We start from the raw sequence: 17,757 nt of genomic DNA, 5'->3' as shown, positions 1-17,757 counted from the left end.
GTCTATATTTAATTAAAATTAGAAAACAAAACAGTACAAAAGTATATACCCTTATATTAATTAATATCCATAAAAAATAAAAAACCACGCTAATAGCGTGGTTTTTTTATCTATAAACTTTATTAGAAATTAAGACACGGCCTTTAATTTCTTTAAAGCTGTTTTCGATAGTTTTTCCTGAGCATAAGCTTTAGTTACATTTAAAACTTTTTCGTCGCTACTTGGCAATTCAAACATAGCATCTGTTAAAATTTCCTCACACAGCGAACGTAGCCCTCTGGCTCCTAACTTGTACTCGATAGCTTTATCTACAATATAACCCAAAGCACCATCGGTAATAGAGAAATCAATTTCATCCATTAGGAACAACTTTTTATATTGCTTGATAATGGCATTTTTAGGTTCTGTTAAAATCGCTCTTAAAGTTTCTGCATCTAACGGATCCATGTAAGTCAGCACCGGTAAACGACCAATAATTTCAGGAATTAATCCAAAATCTTTTAAATCCTTTGGAATAATATACTGTAATAAATTATCCTGATCAATCACCTCATCAGACATAGACGCGCTATACCCTACTGCCTGCATATTTAAACGTTTAGAAATAACACGCTCAATACCATCGAAAGCCCCACCGGCAATAAATAAGATATTTTCTGTATTTACTTCAATGAATTTTTGATCCGGGTGTTTACGTCCGCCTTTTGGTGGCACATTAACTACGGTTCCTTCTAACAGTTTTAATAAAGCTTGCTGAACACCTTCGCCAGACACATCACGTGTTATAGATGGGTTATCACTTTTACGTGCAATCTTATCAATTTCATCAATAAAAACGATTCCTTTTTCTGCACGTTCTAAATTATAATCGGCCGCCTGCAATAAACGTGTTAAGATACTTTCAACATCTTCACCAACATAACCAGCTTCGGTTAAAACGGTTGCATCAACAATAGCTAAAGGCACATTTAACATTCTGGCAATAGTTTTTGCCATTAATGTTTTACCTGTACCTGTTTGCCCAACCATAACAATATTACTTTTTTGAATATCAATATCGTCATTTGTTGTTGGTTGCAGTAAACGTTTGTAATGGTTATAAACCGCTACAGACATTACCTTTTTCGTTGTATTCTGACCAATAATATATTCGTCTAAAAACGCTTTAATTTGCTGCGGCTTACGTAATTTAAGTTCTGCCGACAAATCGCTGGTATCACTCTGTTTAGATTCTTCTAAAACAATACCATGCGCCTGCTCGATACATCTATCACAAATGTGAGCATCTAACCCAGCAATTAATAAATTGGTTTCTGGCTTTTTTCTACCACAAAACGAACATTCTAATTCTTCTTTTGCCATTAATCTTACAATTTTCGGGAGAAAAACATTTCATAAATCCCTCTATAACAATTCTTTAAAATTACAATTTTTATTTTAGTTACGAACTAAAATCTCATCTATCATACCGTACTCCTTGGCCTTATCAGCCTTCATCCAGTAATCTCTATCACTATCAGCATACACTTTATCGTAGTCTTGCCCTGAATGCTTACTGATAATCTTGTAAAGTTCTTCTTTTAAAATCAAGATTTCACGCGCAGTGATTTCAATATCACTAGCCTGACCTTGAGCGCCTCCTAAAGGTTGGTGAATCATAACGCGAGAGTGTGTTAATCCGCTACGCTTACCTTTAGCTCCTGCGCATAATAATACTGCCCCCATAGACGCCGCCATACCTGTACAAATAGTAGCAACATCTGGTTTAATAAACTGCATGGTATCGTAAATACCTAAACCAGCATAAACGCTTCCTCCTGGAGAGTTGATATATATTTGAATGTCTTTATTAGCATCGGTACTTTCTAAAAACAATAATTGTGCTTGAATAATATTAGCAACCTGATCATTAATTCCTGTACCCATAAAAATAATACGATCCATCATTAAACGCGAAAACACGTCCATAGCTACCGCATTCATTTGGCGCTCTTCTATAATGTTGGGCGTTAAATTTGTTGGATACATACTACTCATAATCTTATTGTAGTACGTACTGCTAATTCCTTGATCTTTTATCGCGAATTTTTCAAATTCTTTTGCGTAATCCATAGTGTACTTTGTTATTGAGGTTAAATCCTTAAGTTCTAAAATGATGACTAACTCACAGCTTCAAAAAGCTGTATTTAATCAACAAATTAGGCTCTAGAATTCTTAAATTCTAGAGCCTAAATATACGCATTTATTCTTTATAAGATAAATGATTATTTATCTCCGTATACTTCTTTTACGAAGTCTTCGTAACTTAATTCTTTAACCTCGATATTAGCCTTTTCTTTGTAAAGTTCTAATAATTTTTGAGAGATTAATTGCTCTGAAATACGACGTGCTTCATCTTGGTTAGATAATACACGAGCAGCAATATCGTCTAGTTCTTTATCTGAAGGATTCATTTGACCGAATTGAGCCATTTGACCTTTAATCATTTCTTTAGCGTGATTTTTGATATCATCCATAGTTACTTTGATATCGTTATCAACGATTAATTTACTCTCGATTAACTGGTAACGAATGCCTTTTTCAGACTTTTCGTATTCTTCTTTAGCTTGATCGTTATCTAATGATTGCTCTTCGTTTGATGTTTGTTGAATCCATTTTTGCAAGAACTCAGCAGGTAAATCAAATTGTGTATTTGCTACTAAATACTCAGTTACATCATTTAAAAGTTTTTGATCTGCTTGTTGCGCGAATTGCTTTTCAGCATCTTCTTTAATCTTTTCTTTTAATTCAGTTACGGATTTTACAACGTCTTTACCAAAAAGTTTATCAAACAACTCTTGATCTAACTCTGCTAACTCACGTGTGTTGATTTCTTCGATAGTAAAAGTTACTTCGATATCTAAACCGTGAACCTCATCATGACCTAATTTTAAAGCGTGCATTAATTCGTGCTCGTCATCAAAAAGTCCTTTAGTTTGTAATGTAATAACATCACCAGCTTTAGCTCCTAAAAATAATTTTTCAGTTGCATCACCAGCAAATTTATCTAAAGTAAGAGATACTTTATTTTCAATTTCGCGTTCTTCGTTTCTGTAAACACCAGTAATTTCACTATCTGCAACAACCTCGTTTTGAGAAACTAATTTACCATATTGCTTTTGGATGTTAGCTACTTGTTCGTCTAACATTTTATCATCAGCGATAATGTTGTACTTAACGATAGGCTCTTTACTTGCAACGTTAACTTCAAATTCTGGAGCTAATCCTAATTCGAATTCAAAAGAAAATGTATCAGCATCCCAATCAATATTATCTTGTTGCTTTGGTAGTGGTTGCCCTAAAACATCTAACTTCTCTTCAGTTAAATATTTATTTAACGCATCTTGTAATAATTTGTTTACTTCATCAACTAATACAGCTTTACCATATTGCTTTTTTACCATTCCCATTGGCACGTGTCCTTTTCTAAATCCTGGAATGTTAGCTGTTTTACGGTAATCAGATAATATTTTTTCTACTTTATCGCTATAATCTTCCTTTGCGATATCTACTTTTACTACAGCATTTAATGCATCAACGTTTTCTCTTGTAATATTCATTTTTAAATGATATAAAGCCTTATCAGGCATTTAACAAAACAGGTTTTTATTAAAACCTGAAATTATGTAACTAAAATCGGGTGGCAAAAATACAATATTTTTACCACCCGACAAAGTTTTTAATTGCTTGATTTTATGCGATTTCCTTTATTATTTTTCTAAAGTGTCAAGTTGTTCGTTTTTAACACATTTACTCTTATAAATTTTAGAAATCGACAGCTGTTTCTGTATGTTTAATCGTCCTTTAAAACCGACTGAAGTATAGATTGTAATATGGAAAGGAGTAAACTAAAGAGTACCGCCCACCAAAAACCATCCAGACTAAACCCGGAAACAAACTCTCCTGCCAGATAAATGATTAAACCATTAATAATTAAGAGGAATAACCCCAAAGTTAAAATGGTTGCCGGTAATGTAAATAACACCAAAAGCGGTTTCACAAATAAATTTAACACCGCTAATACAATAGCTACGATAATCGCGGTAACATAACTATCTATATGCACTCCAGATAAAATTTGCGATATTACCAATACCGCGATTGCGTTAATTAAAAGTCTGATTATTGTTTTCATAATTAATGAGTTAGTTATGAAATATACGAATTATCTGAGAAATAACTAAAGTGTTAATCTGAAAAGATATAGCAATATTATTACATAACCCCCCGGTTATCAAGAAATTAATTCACTCGAACTCTCTTAATTAGACCTTCTTCTAATCGCCTTTTCATTCCCTCATCATAAATAATCCATTCGACTGGTTCAAACTTCGAATCATCCTTGATTATATGTTCATATATATCATTACTATTATCATTTGCATTATTTATGAAAAACCCACCATTATTCATGGTTAAACTACCATCAATTACTACCGGCAAACTATAAGGTATCGTTACCGGTTTCCCTAAATACATACCAGGTTTCATTTTAGGCAACAAATTCAAAACCCGAACAGCTTCTGTTTCTAAAGCAGGGTGAGGCGCTCTGGCTCTAACACCAGTAACATTTCCTTCATCATCGATTTTAAAAATAATATTAATTCTAGCTCTGCTTTGCAATACATCTTTTGCGACAACACCTGTATTAAATTCGAAATCAATAAATTTTGAGATATTATCTGCCATACATTTTTTCAACCCTAAATTATCGGTTTCATTTTCACACCCTGGATAGATTGCTGACCTTGTAGTAAATGAATCTTCTGGAATTTTAGTTATTTCAAGATGGATGTTAGCCTTAGACTTTTTTAATTGACCTTCTTTAAATTTTAATACGTTTAATTGATTTCCTTCACTATCATAATTTATCCATTCTCCAGTAAAAAGACCTTTTTCGTAAGCACCTGACCAAATTAAATTACCAAGTTCATCATAACGGTTTTCTGTACCCTCTGGAAAACCGTAACTGACATTACCCTTTGTTTTTAATGTTCCATTTTTAAAAAACTCTTTGTAAACACCATGCATAGTTCCCTTAGTATACTCTACTTCCCAGGCCAACTCTCCTGTTGCATAAAATTGCTTCCAAATACCCAAAAGCTTATCATCCTTATAAAAACTTTCTACTTTAATTCCACCATTTTCATAGTATTCTCTGCAACTCCCATTTTTATAACCTGATTCACTATTCTCCGGAGGGAAAAAGGCATATAATGCCCTTAGGTTTCCACTATCATAATAATGTTTAGCCACTAAACTACCATTTGAAACTTTCAAGGTCTCCTTCTCCAGGCCACCTTCTTTAGAATATTGTTTTTCAACCCCTGTAAACTTACCCTTTCCATCGTATAAGTACACTCGTTTTAGAGCTCCTGTTTTGTAATAGTCTTTCCAGGCTGCGATTTTATGTAAACCTCTATAAAATCCTTCTCGTTTTAATTGACCATTGCTATAATGTTCTTTATATGGTCCGTCTTCATGATTGCTTTGTGAAAACCCAATAGACGAGCATAAAACAAGTAGAAGTATAATTCTTTTCATGGTATGTGAAATTGGTTAAAAGGCAAAACTCAAATATAAGATTTTTCCTTAACGACAAACATAACAAATAAAAAAAGGCTTCCATATACCAAACCGGTATCCAGAAGCCTCAACTATATTGAATTACTAATTTTCTAATTTAAAAATCGCATCACGGCATCAAAGAAGTCTGTTGGATTTTCGGCATGTAACCAGTGCCCTGCATTTGCAATAGTTACAATATCAGCCTTTGGAAAATGACGTTTTATTATAGATTCATCACCAACACCAATATACTCTGAGCGATCGCCACGTAAAAATAATGTATCTCCATTAAAAGTGGCATAGCTTGGCAAGGGCTCACCAACTTCAGCCACTTCTTCTTTAAGCACCTCAATATTCATACGTAATGCTAATCGCCCTTTTTCAATCCAATACAGGTTTTTTAATAAAAACTGTCGTGTTCCTAAATCGGAAACATATTCTGCTAACACTTTATCGGCTTGACCGCGACTTTTTATCTCATCAAAATTCAATGCACTTAACCCATTTAAAATAGTATCATGATGCACCGGATAAAAACGAGGAGATATATCGGCAACAATTAATTTAGAAACCATTTCCGGGTATTTGGTTGCAAACAACATGGCGGTTTTTCCGCCCATAGAATGCCCTAACAACACTATTTGCTTTAAATTATGAACGTCACAATAATGTTTTAAATCTTCAACTAAAACCTCGTAACTAAAATCGTCGTGATGAAAACTATGCCCGTGGTTGCGCTGGTCGACCATGTGCACTTGAAATCCTTGTTCGCTAAACTGCATACCAAGTGTTTTCCAGTTATCACCCATACCTAAAAACCCATGTAGAATAACAAATGGTTTACCCCCACCTATTATATTTGAATGTAATACCATGCTTATTTATTTTTTCAGCTTTCGTAAATACATTTGAATCACGTTTTCTACCCCCAGATACAAACTCTCAGCAACCAAGGCATGCCCTATAGACACCTCTAACAACCCGGGAATATTATCGCTAAAGAACTTAATATTATCTAACGACAAATCGTGCCCGGCATTAACACCCAAACCTAGTTTATTGGCCATTTCGGCACAATCGGCATAAGGTTTAATCGCACTTTCGTTGCCTAAACCGTATTGATGCGCAAATGCTTCAGTATACAACTCGATTCTATCAGTTCCTGTTTCTTTAGCGCCTTCAATTTGCTCTACAACCGGATCAACAAAAATAGAAGTACGAATACCGTTTTGTTGAAACTCTTTAATCACATCTACTAAAAAATCTTTGTGTTTAATAGTATCCCAACCCGCATTACTTGTAATTGCATCTTCGGCATCAGGCACTAAAGTAACCTGCGTTGGCTTTACCTCCAACACCAAATCAATAAACGATTTTATTGGGTTTCCTTCAATATTATATTCGGTATACACTACAGGTTTTAAATCGCGAGCATCCTGATAACGAATGTGGCGTTCGTCTGGCCTTGGGTGTATGGTAACCCCTTCGGCACCAAACTCCTGTACATCTTTTGCAAATTGCACTACATTAGGCACATCGCCACCTCTGGAGTTTCTTAACGTTGCTATCTTATTTATATTTACACTTAGCTTTGTCATGTATTGCTGTTTTAAAAGACAAAAATACAAAGTAGAACAGGCTATTGTACTTTTTTTTTGATTAATTTGCATAGGTATAAACGCAGGATAATGAAATTATCACAATACATAATAAACGATATAAGACCGCTAAACAGCAGTAGCAAAATTAGTGAACTACAAGAGTTGTTTAACCAATTAACCTTATCTCACCTTCCTATTGAAGATGATAATAAAACCTATTTGGGCTGTTTTTCTGAAACCGATGCGCATTGCGTAGACAGTAACAAAACGGTGAACGATTACAAATACACTTTAGAAGATTTTTATGTTCGTGACACCACACTTTGGTTAGATGTTTTAGAGGCTTTTGCTGTAAAATCTACAAATATTATGCCTGTACTTAATAGCGATAACGTGTATTTAGGCTATTATGAATTGAATGATGTGATTAGCTTATTTAACGAATCGCCGTTCTTCTCTGAAACGGGTGGCGTTATTGTTGTTGAAAAAGGCATCAACGATTATTCTTTTAGCGAATTGAGTCAGATTGTAGAATCGAATAACGGCAGACTTCTTGGTGCATTTATTTCTAAAATGAATTCAGATTTAATACAGATTACTCTTAAAGTTAGTACCGGCGGATTGAGCGACATCATTCAAACCTTCAGAAGATATAGCTATAATGTGATATCAGGTCATGATGAAGATCGCTATATTGAAAGCTTAAAAGAACGATCGGATTACCTTAATAAATACTTAAATATTTAACCTTTATGAAAGTTGCTGTTTTTGGACGCTTTTACAACGAAACTACGACAACTTCGGTTGAACGCTTATTTGCTTATTTATTAGAAAAAGATGCTGATGCCTATATTGAAACCGAGTTTTTTAACCTTATAAAAGAAAATTCACCTCACATAGACGAATACCAGTCGTTTAAAACCTTCGACACCCTTGATAAGTCATTTGATTTACTAGTGAGTATTGGTGGCGATGGGACTATCTTGAGAGCTATCATCTTTGTAAAAGATTTAGACATACCTATTATTGGTATTAACACCGGACGCTTAGGATTTCTGGCAACCATTCAGGTTGATCAAATTGAAAGTGCTATTCAAAATATTATTGATGGTAAATACAAAATATCAGAACGTAGTTTGCTTTCAGTAGAAACCTCTCCTGAAAGCAAAGAAATTAGCACTTTAAACTTTGCCCTTAACGAAGTAGCCATCAGTAGAAAAAACACCACCTCGATGATTACCGTTGAAACGTTTTTAGATGGCGAATACCTAACCTCGTATTGGAGCGATGGTTTAATCATTTCAACACCAACGGGATCTACAGGCTATTCATTAAGTTGTGGCGGACCTGTAATTACACCTAGTAATAATAGTTTTGTTTTAGCTCCAATTGCGCCGCATAACCTTAGTGCTCGTCCATTAATTATTCCGGATTCTACCGAAATACAACTCAAAGTGGAGGGGCGAGAAGACAGTCATTTAATATCTTTAGACTCCAGAATTGCAACTTTAGAAAACGGCACAATTATCACTATAAAGAAAGCCGACTTCACCATTAAAATGATTGATCTTTTAAATGAAAGCTTTTTAACGACACTTCGAAAAAAACTACTTTGGGGAGAAGACAAGCGCAATTAGACAATAATTTTACAGAAATGTTGTTTTAGACTAATACAATTTATATCAAATTGTTATTGGCTAATCTTATTTATTATATTTGCAATCTTTCGAACATTTATGAGGTATTTAACCGTATTGATAATAAGCATTTTAAGCATTCATGTTAGTTATGCTCAAATACACGAATTAGGAGTTTATTTAGGAGGAAGTAATTTTATTGGCGATGTTGGAGCTACCAATTACATCTCTCCTAATCAACTGGCAATAGGTGGAATTTATAAATGGAACCGTAGTAAGCGTCACTCCTATCGTGCTTCTGTAATCTTTAGTGATTTAGAAGGTTTAGACTCAAAATCTGATGACCCCAGACGTCAACAGCGAGGTTACGAATTTTCAAACGGCATATTAGAAATTGCTGCCGGTATGGAATTCACCTTCATAGATTTCGATTTACACACAGGACGTAGACTAACAACACCGTATTTATTTACGGGATTAAGTTTAACCAACCATGACGACACGTATTTTGTTAATGGTGTTCAAACTGATGAAGGCAGTTCAAGCTGGACCTTTGGAATCCCGATGGCATTGGGTGTAAAAACTACGTTTATTGAAGGACTAGTATTAGCTGTAGAAGTTGGAGCGCGCTATACCTTTACCGATGGTTTAGATGGTAGTACACCTGCCAGCAGCGATCTGCAACCCTACAGATTTGGAAATATAAATAATAACGACTGGTATGTCTTCTCTGGTATCACCCTAACGTATACCTTTGGAGAAAAGCCGTGTTATTGTACGAATTAAAATGAATTTAAGAGAAAGCATACAACCTAACAAATTACCAAAACACATTGCTATTATTATGGATGGTAATGGGCGTTGGGCAAAACAAAAAGGCATGATTCGTGCCATTGGTCATGAAAATGGCACAAAGGCTGTAAAAGAAGCTGTTGAATGCTGTGCAGAACTTGGCGTAGAAAATTTAACCCTTTATGCCTTTTCTACCGAAAACTGGAATCGCCCTAAATTAGAAGTCGATACTTTAATGAAATTATTAGTTAATTCATTAAAAAAAGAGATAAAAACACTTCAAGATAATAACATAAAACTCTCTGCTATAGGCTGCTTAAACAACTTACCTAAAAAAGTGCATGCAGAGCTTCAGGAGGTCATAGAACAGACAAAAAGTAACAGCAGAATGACTTTAACGCTGGCTTTAAGCTATGGTTCGCGCGAAGAATTACTAAATACTGTTAAAGAGATTAGTATTAAAGTTAAAAATAACATAATTTCGCCGGAAAAGATTGATGAATCGATTATAAATGAGCATCTTTACACGCATGGTTTGCCAGATGTAGACTTGCTTATTAGAACTAGTGGAGAGCAACGTATAAGCAACTTTTTACTGTGGCAAATCGCATATGCAGAACTGTATTTTACTAGCGTTTTATGGCCAGATTTTACAAAAGAGCATTTGTATGAAGCTATTATAGAATATCAAAAAAGAGAACGACGATTTGGGAAAACAAGTGAACAACTTAGCTAATAAACTACCTTTGACAAATTATATTAAACACTGCCTTGCAATATTACTTTTTGCATGTAGCTTTAGCATTGAAGCACAACAAATACCTTACAACCAAGGTAAAGAATACACACTGGGTGATATAACCGTATTAGGAAACACGGCATTCGAAGAGCAAACTATCATTACTTATTCCGGATTAAGAAAGGGGCAGGAAATCACAATACCTGGTGAAGATATTAGCGCCGCTATTAAAAAATTGTGGAACTCGAAATTATTCAGTGACATAGAAATTTACATTAATAAAGTAGAAGGCGACATAGCATTCCTTGAAATCAGATTATCAGATTTACCACAGCTTAACGACTTAAAAATTAACGGCGTTAAAAAAGGTAAAGTTGAAGGCATTATAAAAGAAAATAAACTTAATAAAGGGGTTAAGGTTACAGAGAATTTAGTTACCACCACTAAAAACTACCTAACCAATAAGTATAAAAAAGACGGCTTTTTAAACACCAAAGTTTACATTAACACCATCGATGTTCAGGATTCATTACCTACGGCCAGAGTAAATATGGTAATCAACATTGATAAAGGTGAAAAAGTAAAAATAGATCATATCGTATTTAATGGTAACGAAGTTTTAAACGATAAAACACTTCGTAAAAGCATGAAAAACACGAAACAAAAAAACCCGATTCGTGTTCTAAAACGTTCTAAATTTATTGAGGCCGATTACAAAGAAGACCTTGTTAGCTTGGTTGATAAATACAAAGAGAATGGTTATCGTGATGCCCGAGTTTTATCGGATAGCATCATCATTAACAACGATAAAACCATTTCTTTAAACATTAATGTTGAAGAAGGTGAAAAATACACCTTTGGAGACATTACATTCATAGGTAACACGGTGTATTCAAACGAGCTTTTAAACCGCGTACTACGTATTAGAAAAGGAGACACCTACAATGGTGTATTACTTCAAAAACGTATTGCCGACGAAACCAAACCAGATGGTGACGATATTACCAACTTATACCAAAACAACGGATATTTATTCTCACAAATCAACCCAGTTGAAGTTAGTGCCGATAACAATGTAATCGATATGGAAGTAAGAATTACTGAGGGAAAACCTGCTTACTTCAACAGTGTTTCGGTGGTTGGAAATGATAAAACAAACGACCACGTTATCTATCGTGAAATCCGTACGCGTCCAGGACAGCTATACAGCAAGGCCAATGTGGTTCGTACCGTTCGAGAACTTGGTCAGTTAGGATTCTTTGATGCTCAGGAAATCTCTCCGGACTTTAAAAATGCAAATCCTAATGAAGGAACCATAGACATGGAATACTCTGTAAAAGAAACCGGATCTAGCCAGATTGAGCTTCAAGGTGGTTACGGTGGAGGAGGTTTCATCGGTACCCTAGGGTTATCTTTTAACAACTTTGCAATTAAAGACATCTTTAAAAAAGAGGCTTATAAACCTATCCCAATGGGAGACGGACAAAAATTAGCCTTACGTTTACAAGCCAGTCGTTTTTACCAAACGTATAGTTTTTCATTCTCAGAACCTTGGATGGGAGGTAAACGCCCAGTACAATTTTCATCATCATTATCACATACCAAACAGTTTTTATACGACTACCAAACAGGTAACGCTGATAAATCGAGAAGTTTCAATATTACAGGGATCACTTTTGGTTTAGCAAAACGTCTACAAGTGCCTGATGATTACTTTACATTATCGCAGGCTATCAGTTACCAACGTTACGACTTAAATAACTATAACACTGGTTTATTTACCTTTGGTGACGGGTATTCTAATAACTTGTCATATACGGTAGGTTTAAGTAGAAATAATACTAGTGTAGATCCTATTTATCCAACCGGAGGTTCCAACTTTGCTGTTACAGCAAAATTATCGTTCCCTTACTCTTTGGTTAACGGTGTTGACTACTCTGCTCTAAAAGATGAAAGAGATGATAATGTAGCCGTTTTAACTGATGCGAATTCAACTGAAGTAGAAAGATCAGATGCGAATAGCAGAATTTCAGAAATCGACCAAGAGCGTTACAACTGGTTAGAGTTTTACAAGGTTAAATTTAAAGCAGACTGGTATACACAAATCGTTAAAGATTTAGTATTAAAACCAAGTGTTGAATTCGGTTTCTTAGGCGCTTACAACCAAGATCGTGGGGTTATTCCATTTGAAAGATTCTTCCTTGGTGGTGATGGTTTAGGTACTTATAGTTTAGATGGTAGAGAGGCTATCGCGTTACGTGGTTATCCTAACCAATCGTTATCAACAAACGATGGAGGTACCATTTATAATAAATTCTCTTTAGAGTTACGCTACCCGATTACTTTAAAAGCATCGGCTAAGATTTATGGCTTAACATTTATCGAAGGTGGTGCTTCATATAACGAGTTTACAGATTATAATCCTTTCGACTTAAAACGTTCTGCGGGTCTTGGACTTAGAATCTTCATGCCTGCATTTGGATTATTAGGTATCGATTTCGGTCACGGATTCGACCCTATTCCAGGAGAAACTGAAAAGAGTGGATGGCAAACACACTTTATCATTGGGCAACAATTTTAATTTTGGCACGATATTTTCTAATAACTTAATAAGTATTTGAAGTAGAATTAAAATTTTTGAGATTAAATTTCGTTAATTTTGAAATGAGCATTCTAAAATTTTTCAAACCAAGGAAAATGTTTATTTTGCGACAACCATTTGATAAATTGAATAACGAAATATAACCTAAAGAAAATTCAGTTCTAATCGTGGCAGAAACAAAACAAATACCATCTGTCTTTTTAGAATTTATAACCAATAAATTAAAAAAACTTAAACAGATGAAAAACAACGTTCTTTTTTTACTGATACTAGTTTTTACGCTAAGCTTTATGGCTAACGCACAACGCGGTGTTCGTATTGCTTACATCGATACAGAGTACATTTTAGAAAACGTTCCAGAGTACCAGGAAGCTACATCGCAATTAAATGATAAAGCCGACAAATGGAAATCTGAAATTGACGCTAAGCTTGGTGCTGTTGAACAAAAGCGAAAAGACTTGAGTAACGAAAAAGCACTCTTAACAAAAGAGCTTATCGAAGAACGCGAAGAAGACATTACTTTCGAAGAACAAGAAATATTAGATTATCAACAAAAGCGTTTTGGGCCTAATGGTGATTTGTTTATTCAAAAGCGTCAACTCATGCAACCTATTCAAGATCAGATTTTCGCTGCAGTTCAGGATATTGCAGCCAGCAGAAAATATGATTTCATCTTCGATAAATCATCTGAAGCTACCATGCTGTATTCAGCAAAACAATATGATTTAAGCGAACAAATTATTCGCAGCATCAGCAGGACTGCAAAACGTACTCAGGCACAATCTCGTGCCGAAAGACGCGCTGCCGAACAAGAAGAGTTAGTTCCTGAAATCAACGAAGAATTAGAAGCTCGTGAAAAAGCGTTAGAAGAAAGACAAGCGGCGAGAGAAAGTGCTGTTGAAAAACGCCGTCAAGAAATTTTAGCGGCTCGTGAAGCAAAACAAAAGGAAGCCGAAGAACGTCGTCAGCAAATTTTAAAAGAACGTGAAGAGGCTAAACAAGCAAAATTAGATGCCAGAAAAAAAGCAACTGAAGAAACCGATGATGCATCAGATGCAACATCTGATACAGATTCAAAAACAGAGGAAGGCACCGAAGAAGTAAAAACTCAGGCTCAACTTATAGAAGAAAATAGACAAAAAAAATTAGCCGAGCGCGAGGCTAGAAAAAAAGAGTTAGAAGAAAGAAGACAAAAAATATTAGAAGAAAGACAACGCGTGAGAGATAGTATAAATAACAATAATTAATTAAACAATTTAAAACACACTTAATACTTTTTTAAAAATGAAACAATTAAAGAACCTTTTATTAGCAACTGTACTATGTGTTGCATCTGTAACTTTATCAAATGCACAAAGTAAAGTAGCTCATATTAACACTCAAGAGTTAATTCAGGCGATGCCGGAGATGAAAGCTGCACAAACTCAACTTGAGACGTTAAGTAAAACATATCAAACAGATATGCAAGCTTCAATTACAGAATACCAAAATACAGTAAAACAATACGACGCAGAAGCTGCTACTAAAACAGAGGAAGAGAACGCTAAAAGAATGCAAGAGTTACAAGAAAAACAAATGCGTATTCAACAGTTCCAGTCTGATGCTCAAAAAGATTTACAAAAGAAAGAAATGGATTTATTAAAACCTATTACTGAAAAAGCTAAAACTGCTATCTTAAAAGTAGCAAGAGCTCAAGGTTTTGATTACGTTTTAGATTCTGCTCAAGGTGTAACTATTTTAGCAGATGGTAAAAACTTACTTGACGATGTTAAGAAAGAATTAGGTATCTAATCTACTTAACAAATAAAATTAACTTAAAGCTGCTTTTCACAAAGCAGCTTTTTTTATTTTTGTTAGTATGAGTAAACAACCTATTGGTATTTTCGATTCCGGTGTTGGAGGCACCTCTATATGGAAAGAAATACACGCACTTTTACCTCACGAAAACACCATCTACCTTGCCGATAGTGCAAACGCCCCCTATGGTTTAAAAGGTAAAGACAAGATTATTGAATTAAGTATTAAAAATACCGAATACCTAATCGATCAAGATTGTAAACTCATTGTTGTGGCTTGTAATACAGCTACCACCAATGCTATAAGTATTTTAAGAGCAACTTATCATGTTCCGTTTATTGGTATAGAACCTGCTATTAAACCCGCAGCCTTACAAACCGAAACAAATAGTGTTGGTATTCTAGCTACTAAAGGCACGTTAAGTAGCGAATTGTTTTCTAAAACCTCAGGACTCTTTGCGAGTAATATTAAAGTTATAGAGCAGGTAGGAGAAGGAATAGTTGAACTTATTGAGGCCGGGAAAGTCTATTCTGAAGAAATGCGACAACTCTTAACAAGATATTTAAAGCCCATGATTGAGGCTAAGATTGATTATCTTGTTTTAGGCTGTACACATTACCCCTATTTAATGCCCTTGCTTATAGAACTGCTTCCAAAGCATGTGAAAATTATAGATTCAGGTGCTGCTGTAGCCAGACAAACTAAAGCTATTTTAGAAAAGCATGAACTGTTAAACATGCAAACCGATAAAGCAGAAAACACATTTTTCACTAATGGAAACCCCAAAGTGATGGCTAGCTTATTAGATGATAAGTTTGAAGTGAAATATCTAAATTTCTAACACTCTATTAGAAAATAATTATAATACGCGATTAAGACTCCTCTTTAAACCAGCTAGAATATTTCACGTAATTATTTGCTATTCTATCGATTTGCCCTGAGATTAATTCCTGACTGATATCTTTTATCTTCTTTGCGGGTACACCTGCATAAATACTACCGGACTCGACATGGGTGTTTTGAGTTAATACAGCTCCCGCAGCAATAATGCTATTGCTTTCAATCACGCAGTCATCCATTACAATACTCCCCATACCTATTAACACATTATCATGAATCGTACAGCCGTGCACCAAGGCATTATGTCCAATAGACACGTTGTTTCCTATGTTTGTTGGTGCGGTTTGATAAGTTGCATGTATCACAGCGCCGTCCTGCACATTCACCTTTTTTCCCATCTTAATATAATGCACATCACCGCGTATTACAGCATTAAACCATACACTGCATTCTTCTCCCATGGTTACATCACCAACGATAGTAGCATTTTCAGAGATATAACAATCTTCAGGAATGTGAGGTGATTTTCCGTTTACTGGTTTTATTAAAGGCATATTGATTTTTGAAAAATTAATTTACAGCAGGACAGTTACAATCGTAGCGTTTACGTCGGCATCCAAAATTATATCCTAAAGTAATTTGATGAAATCCACCATTAGTATAAACTACCGAGTTACTTTGGTAAGTATATGTGTAGGCAAACATAAACTGATTATAGTTGATCCCTAAAATAGGAGTGAATTGATTTAGGCGCTGGCTATTAACATCAGAACCTGAATTGGTATACTCGGCTCCATCGAAACTATTTCTGTACGACAGACCTCCCCAAATGGTTCCAAAATCCATCGTTTTATAAGCTTTAGCATTAATATCTATTGCGGCTTCTTGGGTGGCTTCACGATATTGAAACATTACCGAAGGCTCAAAACTCCACTCACTACCAAATTTACTATACACATATCCCGTAGTTAATAAATAACGTCTCAAGTTACTTGTTATGTTAATATCCCTATTTATTCCTGAATTGTTCAAAAGGTTTTTAACAGTTCCGTGTAAATAGAAATCTAAAAACTGATATGAAAAACCAAAATCCATATTAAAGTTGGTTTCATTCTGCACAGTTCCGTCAATTATAGGATCAGGTCCATCAAATAAAAACGACGTTTCATCTAAACGATACTGAATAATTCCAGCACTTAACCCAAAAGACAACATATTTAAATCGACTTCACTTCTCGAAAACATTAAGTGGTGTGCGTAGGTGGCATAAGCGCCGTTTTGCGAATGGTAACCATTCTTATCTTTAAACAAAATTCCTCCTACTGCAGAAGAGGACTCTCCTATGCGTCCATTAACACTTAAAGTCATTAAACGTGGTGCATCTTCATGACCAAACCACTGCTGGCGTCCCGTTAATCTAACCTTAGCACAGTTAGCCACCCCAGCCATAGATGGATGTATTAAATAATAATTATCAGTAAGGTAATCGGTATATATAGGCAAACCTTCTTGAGAAACAGCGACTTGAACAACAAACAGACTAACGACTGCAATAAAAAATCTTTTAAATTCCATATAAGTTTACACTATAAGTTCAGATGATTTATGGTCACCACTACTAACGATTCTTTTATTTTTAATCAGTTCAATAAGAGGCAACAAAACTCAAATATATGGATAACTAAAGTTTTCTTTTAGTATTTTTGTAAAAAATTAGCTAAAATGAAAACATATAAAGTTTCCGTAAGAGAAACAACAAATAATGCCATAGTAAAATTCGAATTAAACGAATTCATAACACAACATCAAAGTTTCGAATTCAACAATATAGATGAAGCTAAATCATCTCCCTTAGCTCAGCAATTATTCTATTTACCATTTGTAAAAAAGGTATACATTTCAGGGAATTTTATTGCAGTAGAGCGTTTCAGCATTGTCGAGTGGAGTGATGTACAGGATGAAATAGCAGAACAGATAGAGTCTTACTTAAATGATGGCGGTATTGTTATTGAAACAACCGCTGAAGCTAAAAAAGTACCTGTTACTGTTTATGCAGAAAGTACACCGAATCCTTCCGTAATGAAATTTGTTGCTAACAAGAAAATTGTAACAAGCCTATTCGAATTCACTTCTATTGATGAC

The 17,757-nt window shown here is 34.8% G+C and carries 18 protein-coding genes (1 of these 18 only partly in view); 9 read left to right on the top strand and 9 right to left on the bottom strand.

Annotated elements, in window-relative coordinates; all coding sequences use genetic code 11:
• Positions 1 to 129: 129 nt before the first annotated feature.
• The 7 genes from clpX to RBH94_RS07510 form a co-directional block, all read right to left on the bottom strand.
• Complete coding sequence (clpX, locus tag RBH94_RS07540; protein ID WP_188223875.1) at positions 130 to 1,362, bottom strand: ATP-dependent Clp protease ATP-binding subunit ClpX; 1,233 nt, start codon at positions 1,360 to 1,362, stop codon at positions 130 to 132.
• A gap of 75 nt (positions 1,363 to 1,437) precedes the next feature.
• Positions 1,438 to 2,112: an ATP-dependent Clp endopeptidase proteolytic subunit ClpP gene (clpP, locus tag RBH94_RS07535; protein ID WP_188223874.1), complete on the bottom strand. Its 675-nt coding sequence runs from the start codon at positions 2,110 to 2,112 to the stop codon at positions 1,438 to 1,440.
• A gap of 152 nt (positions 2,113 to 2,264) precedes the next feature.
• Entirely contained in the window at positions 2,265 to 3,599 is a 1,335-nt protein-coding gene (gene tig / locus RBH94_RS07530; protein WP_188223873.1) for a trigger factor, read from the bottom strand.
• A 233-nt stretch (positions 3,600 to 3,832) separates the two neighbouring features.
• Positions 3,833 to 4,174 carry a phage holin family protein gene (locus RBH94_RS07525; protein ID WP_188223872.1) on the bottom strand — a complete coding sequence of 114 codons (342 nt, stop codon included), beginning with the start codon at positions 4,172 to 4,174 and terminating at the stop codon, positions 3,833 to 3,835.
• A gap of 107 nt (positions 4,175 to 4,281) precedes the next feature.
• Positions 4,282 to 5,583 (bottom strand): energy transducer TonB, encoded by a 1,302-nt coding sequence (locus RBH94_RS07520; protein WP_307883051.1) that lies wholly within the window; start codon positions 5,581 to 5,583, stop codon positions 4,282 to 4,284.
• A gap of 134 nt (positions 5,584 to 5,717) precedes the next feature.
• Positions 5,718 to 6,482, bottom strand: coding sequence for an alpha/beta fold hydrolase (locus RBH94_RS07515; RefSeq protein WP_307883050.1), 765 nt, complete (start codon positions 6,480 to 6,482; stop codon positions 5,718 to 5,720).
• A gap of 6 nt (positions 6,483 to 6,488) precedes the next feature.
• Positions 6,489 to 7,205, bottom strand: a complete 717-nt coding sequence (locus RBH94_RS07510) for a pyridoxine 5'-phosphate synthase (RefSeq protein ID WP_307883049.1) — start codon at positions 7,203 to 7,205, stop codon at positions 6,489 to 6,491.
• A gap of 90 nt (positions 7,206 to 7,295) precedes the next feature.
• Between RBH94_RS07510 and RBH94_RS07505 the strand changes: the two genes are divergently transcribed.
• The 8 genes from RBH94_RS07505 to murI all read left to right on the top strand — a co-directional run bounded on the left by RBH94_RS07505 (position 7,296) and on the right by murI (position 15,616).
• On the top strand, positions 7,296 to 7,955 hold the full coding sequence (locus RBH94_RS07505; RefSeq protein WP_307883048.1) for an acetoin utilization protein acuB: 660 nt from the start codon (positions 7,296 to 7,298) through the stop codon (positions 7,953 to 7,955).
• A 5-nt stretch (positions 7,956 to 7,960) separates the two neighbouring features.
• Positions 7,961 to 8,845: an NAD kinase gene (locus tag RBH94_RS07500; RefSeq protein WP_307883047.1), complete on the top strand. Its 885-nt coding sequence runs from the start codon at positions 7,961 to 7,963 to the stop codon at positions 8,843 to 8,845.
• A gap of 99 nt (positions 8,846 to 8,944) precedes the next feature.
• Positions 8,945 to 9,631: a DUF6089 family protein gene (locus RBH94_RS07495; protein ID WP_188223866.1), complete on the top strand. Its 687-nt coding sequence runs from the start codon at positions 8,945 to 8,947 to the stop codon at positions 9,629 to 9,631.
• Between the two features lies 1 nt (position 9,632).
• Complete coding sequence (locus RBH94_RS07490; protein ID WP_307883046.1) at positions 9,633 to 10,373, top strand: isoprenyl transferase; 741 nt, start codon at positions 9,633 to 9,635, stop codon at positions 10,371 to 10,373.
• Positions 10,345 to 12,957, top strand: a complete 2,613-nt coding sequence (locus tag RBH94_RS07485; RefSeq protein WP_374047731.1) for an outer membrane protein assembly factor — start codon at positions 10,345 to 10,347, stop codon at positions 12,955 to 12,957. Before RBH94_RS07490 ends, RBH94_RS07485 begins: the two co-directional genes overlap by 29 nt.
• Positions 12,958 to 13,268: 311 nt before the next feature.
• On the top strand, positions 13,269 to 14,225 hold the full coding sequence (locus RBH94_RS07480) for an OmpH family outer membrane protein (protein ID WP_307883044.1): 957 nt from the start codon (positions 13,269 to 13,271) through the stop codon (positions 14,223 to 14,225).
• A gap of 37 nt (positions 14,226 to 14,262) precedes the next feature.
• A complete protein-coding gene (locus tag RBH94_RS07475; RefSeq protein WP_188223862.1) occupies positions 14,263 to 14,769 on the top strand; it encodes an OmpH family outer membrane protein in 507 nt (168 codons plus the stop codon).
• Between the two features lie 67 nt (positions 14,770 to 14,836).
• Positions 14,837 to 15,616 carry a glutamate racemase gene (murI, locus tag RBH94_RS07470; RefSeq protein WP_307883043.1) on the top strand — a complete coding sequence of 260 codons (780 nt, stop codon included), beginning with the start codon at positions 14,837 to 14,839 and terminating at the stop codon, positions 15,614 to 15,616.
• Between the two features lie 31 nt (positions 15,617 to 15,647).
• Here murI and RBH94_RS07465 read toward each other — a convergent pair whose 3' ends face one another.
• Positions 15,648 to 16,169 carry a gamma carbonic anhydrase family protein gene (locus RBH94_RS07465; RefSeq protein WP_307883042.1) on the bottom strand — a complete coding sequence of 174 codons (522 nt, stop codon included), beginning with the start codon at positions 16,167 to 16,169 and terminating at the stop codon, positions 15,648 to 15,650.
• Positions 16,170 to 16,185: 16 nt separating this feature from the next.
• Positions 16,186 to 17,190, bottom strand: a complete 1,005-nt coding sequence (locus tag RBH94_RS07460; protein ID WP_307883041.1) for a type IX secretion system membrane protein PorP/SprF — start codon at positions 17,188 to 17,190, stop codon at positions 16,186 to 16,188.
• A gap of 147 nt (positions 17,191 to 17,337) precedes the next feature.
• Between RBH94_RS07460 and RBH94_RS07455 the strand changes: the two genes are divergently transcribed.
• Positions 17,338 to 17,757 carry the start of a NifU family protein gene (locus RBH94_RS07455; protein WP_307883040.1) on the top strand. The gene runs 483 nt beyond the window's last position, so the window shows 420 of its 903 coding nt (coding positions 1-420); it begins with the start codon at positions 17,338 to 17,340; its stop codon lies off the right edge, out of view.

The organism is Aestuariibaculum sp. YM273 (assembly GCF_030908365.1).
Taxonomy (GTDB): Bacteria; Bacteroidota; Bacteroidia; order Flavobacteriales; family Flavobacteriaceae; genus Aestuariibaculum; species Aestuariibaculum marinum.
This window is presented reverse-complemented; position numbering and strand designations above follow the sequence as displayed.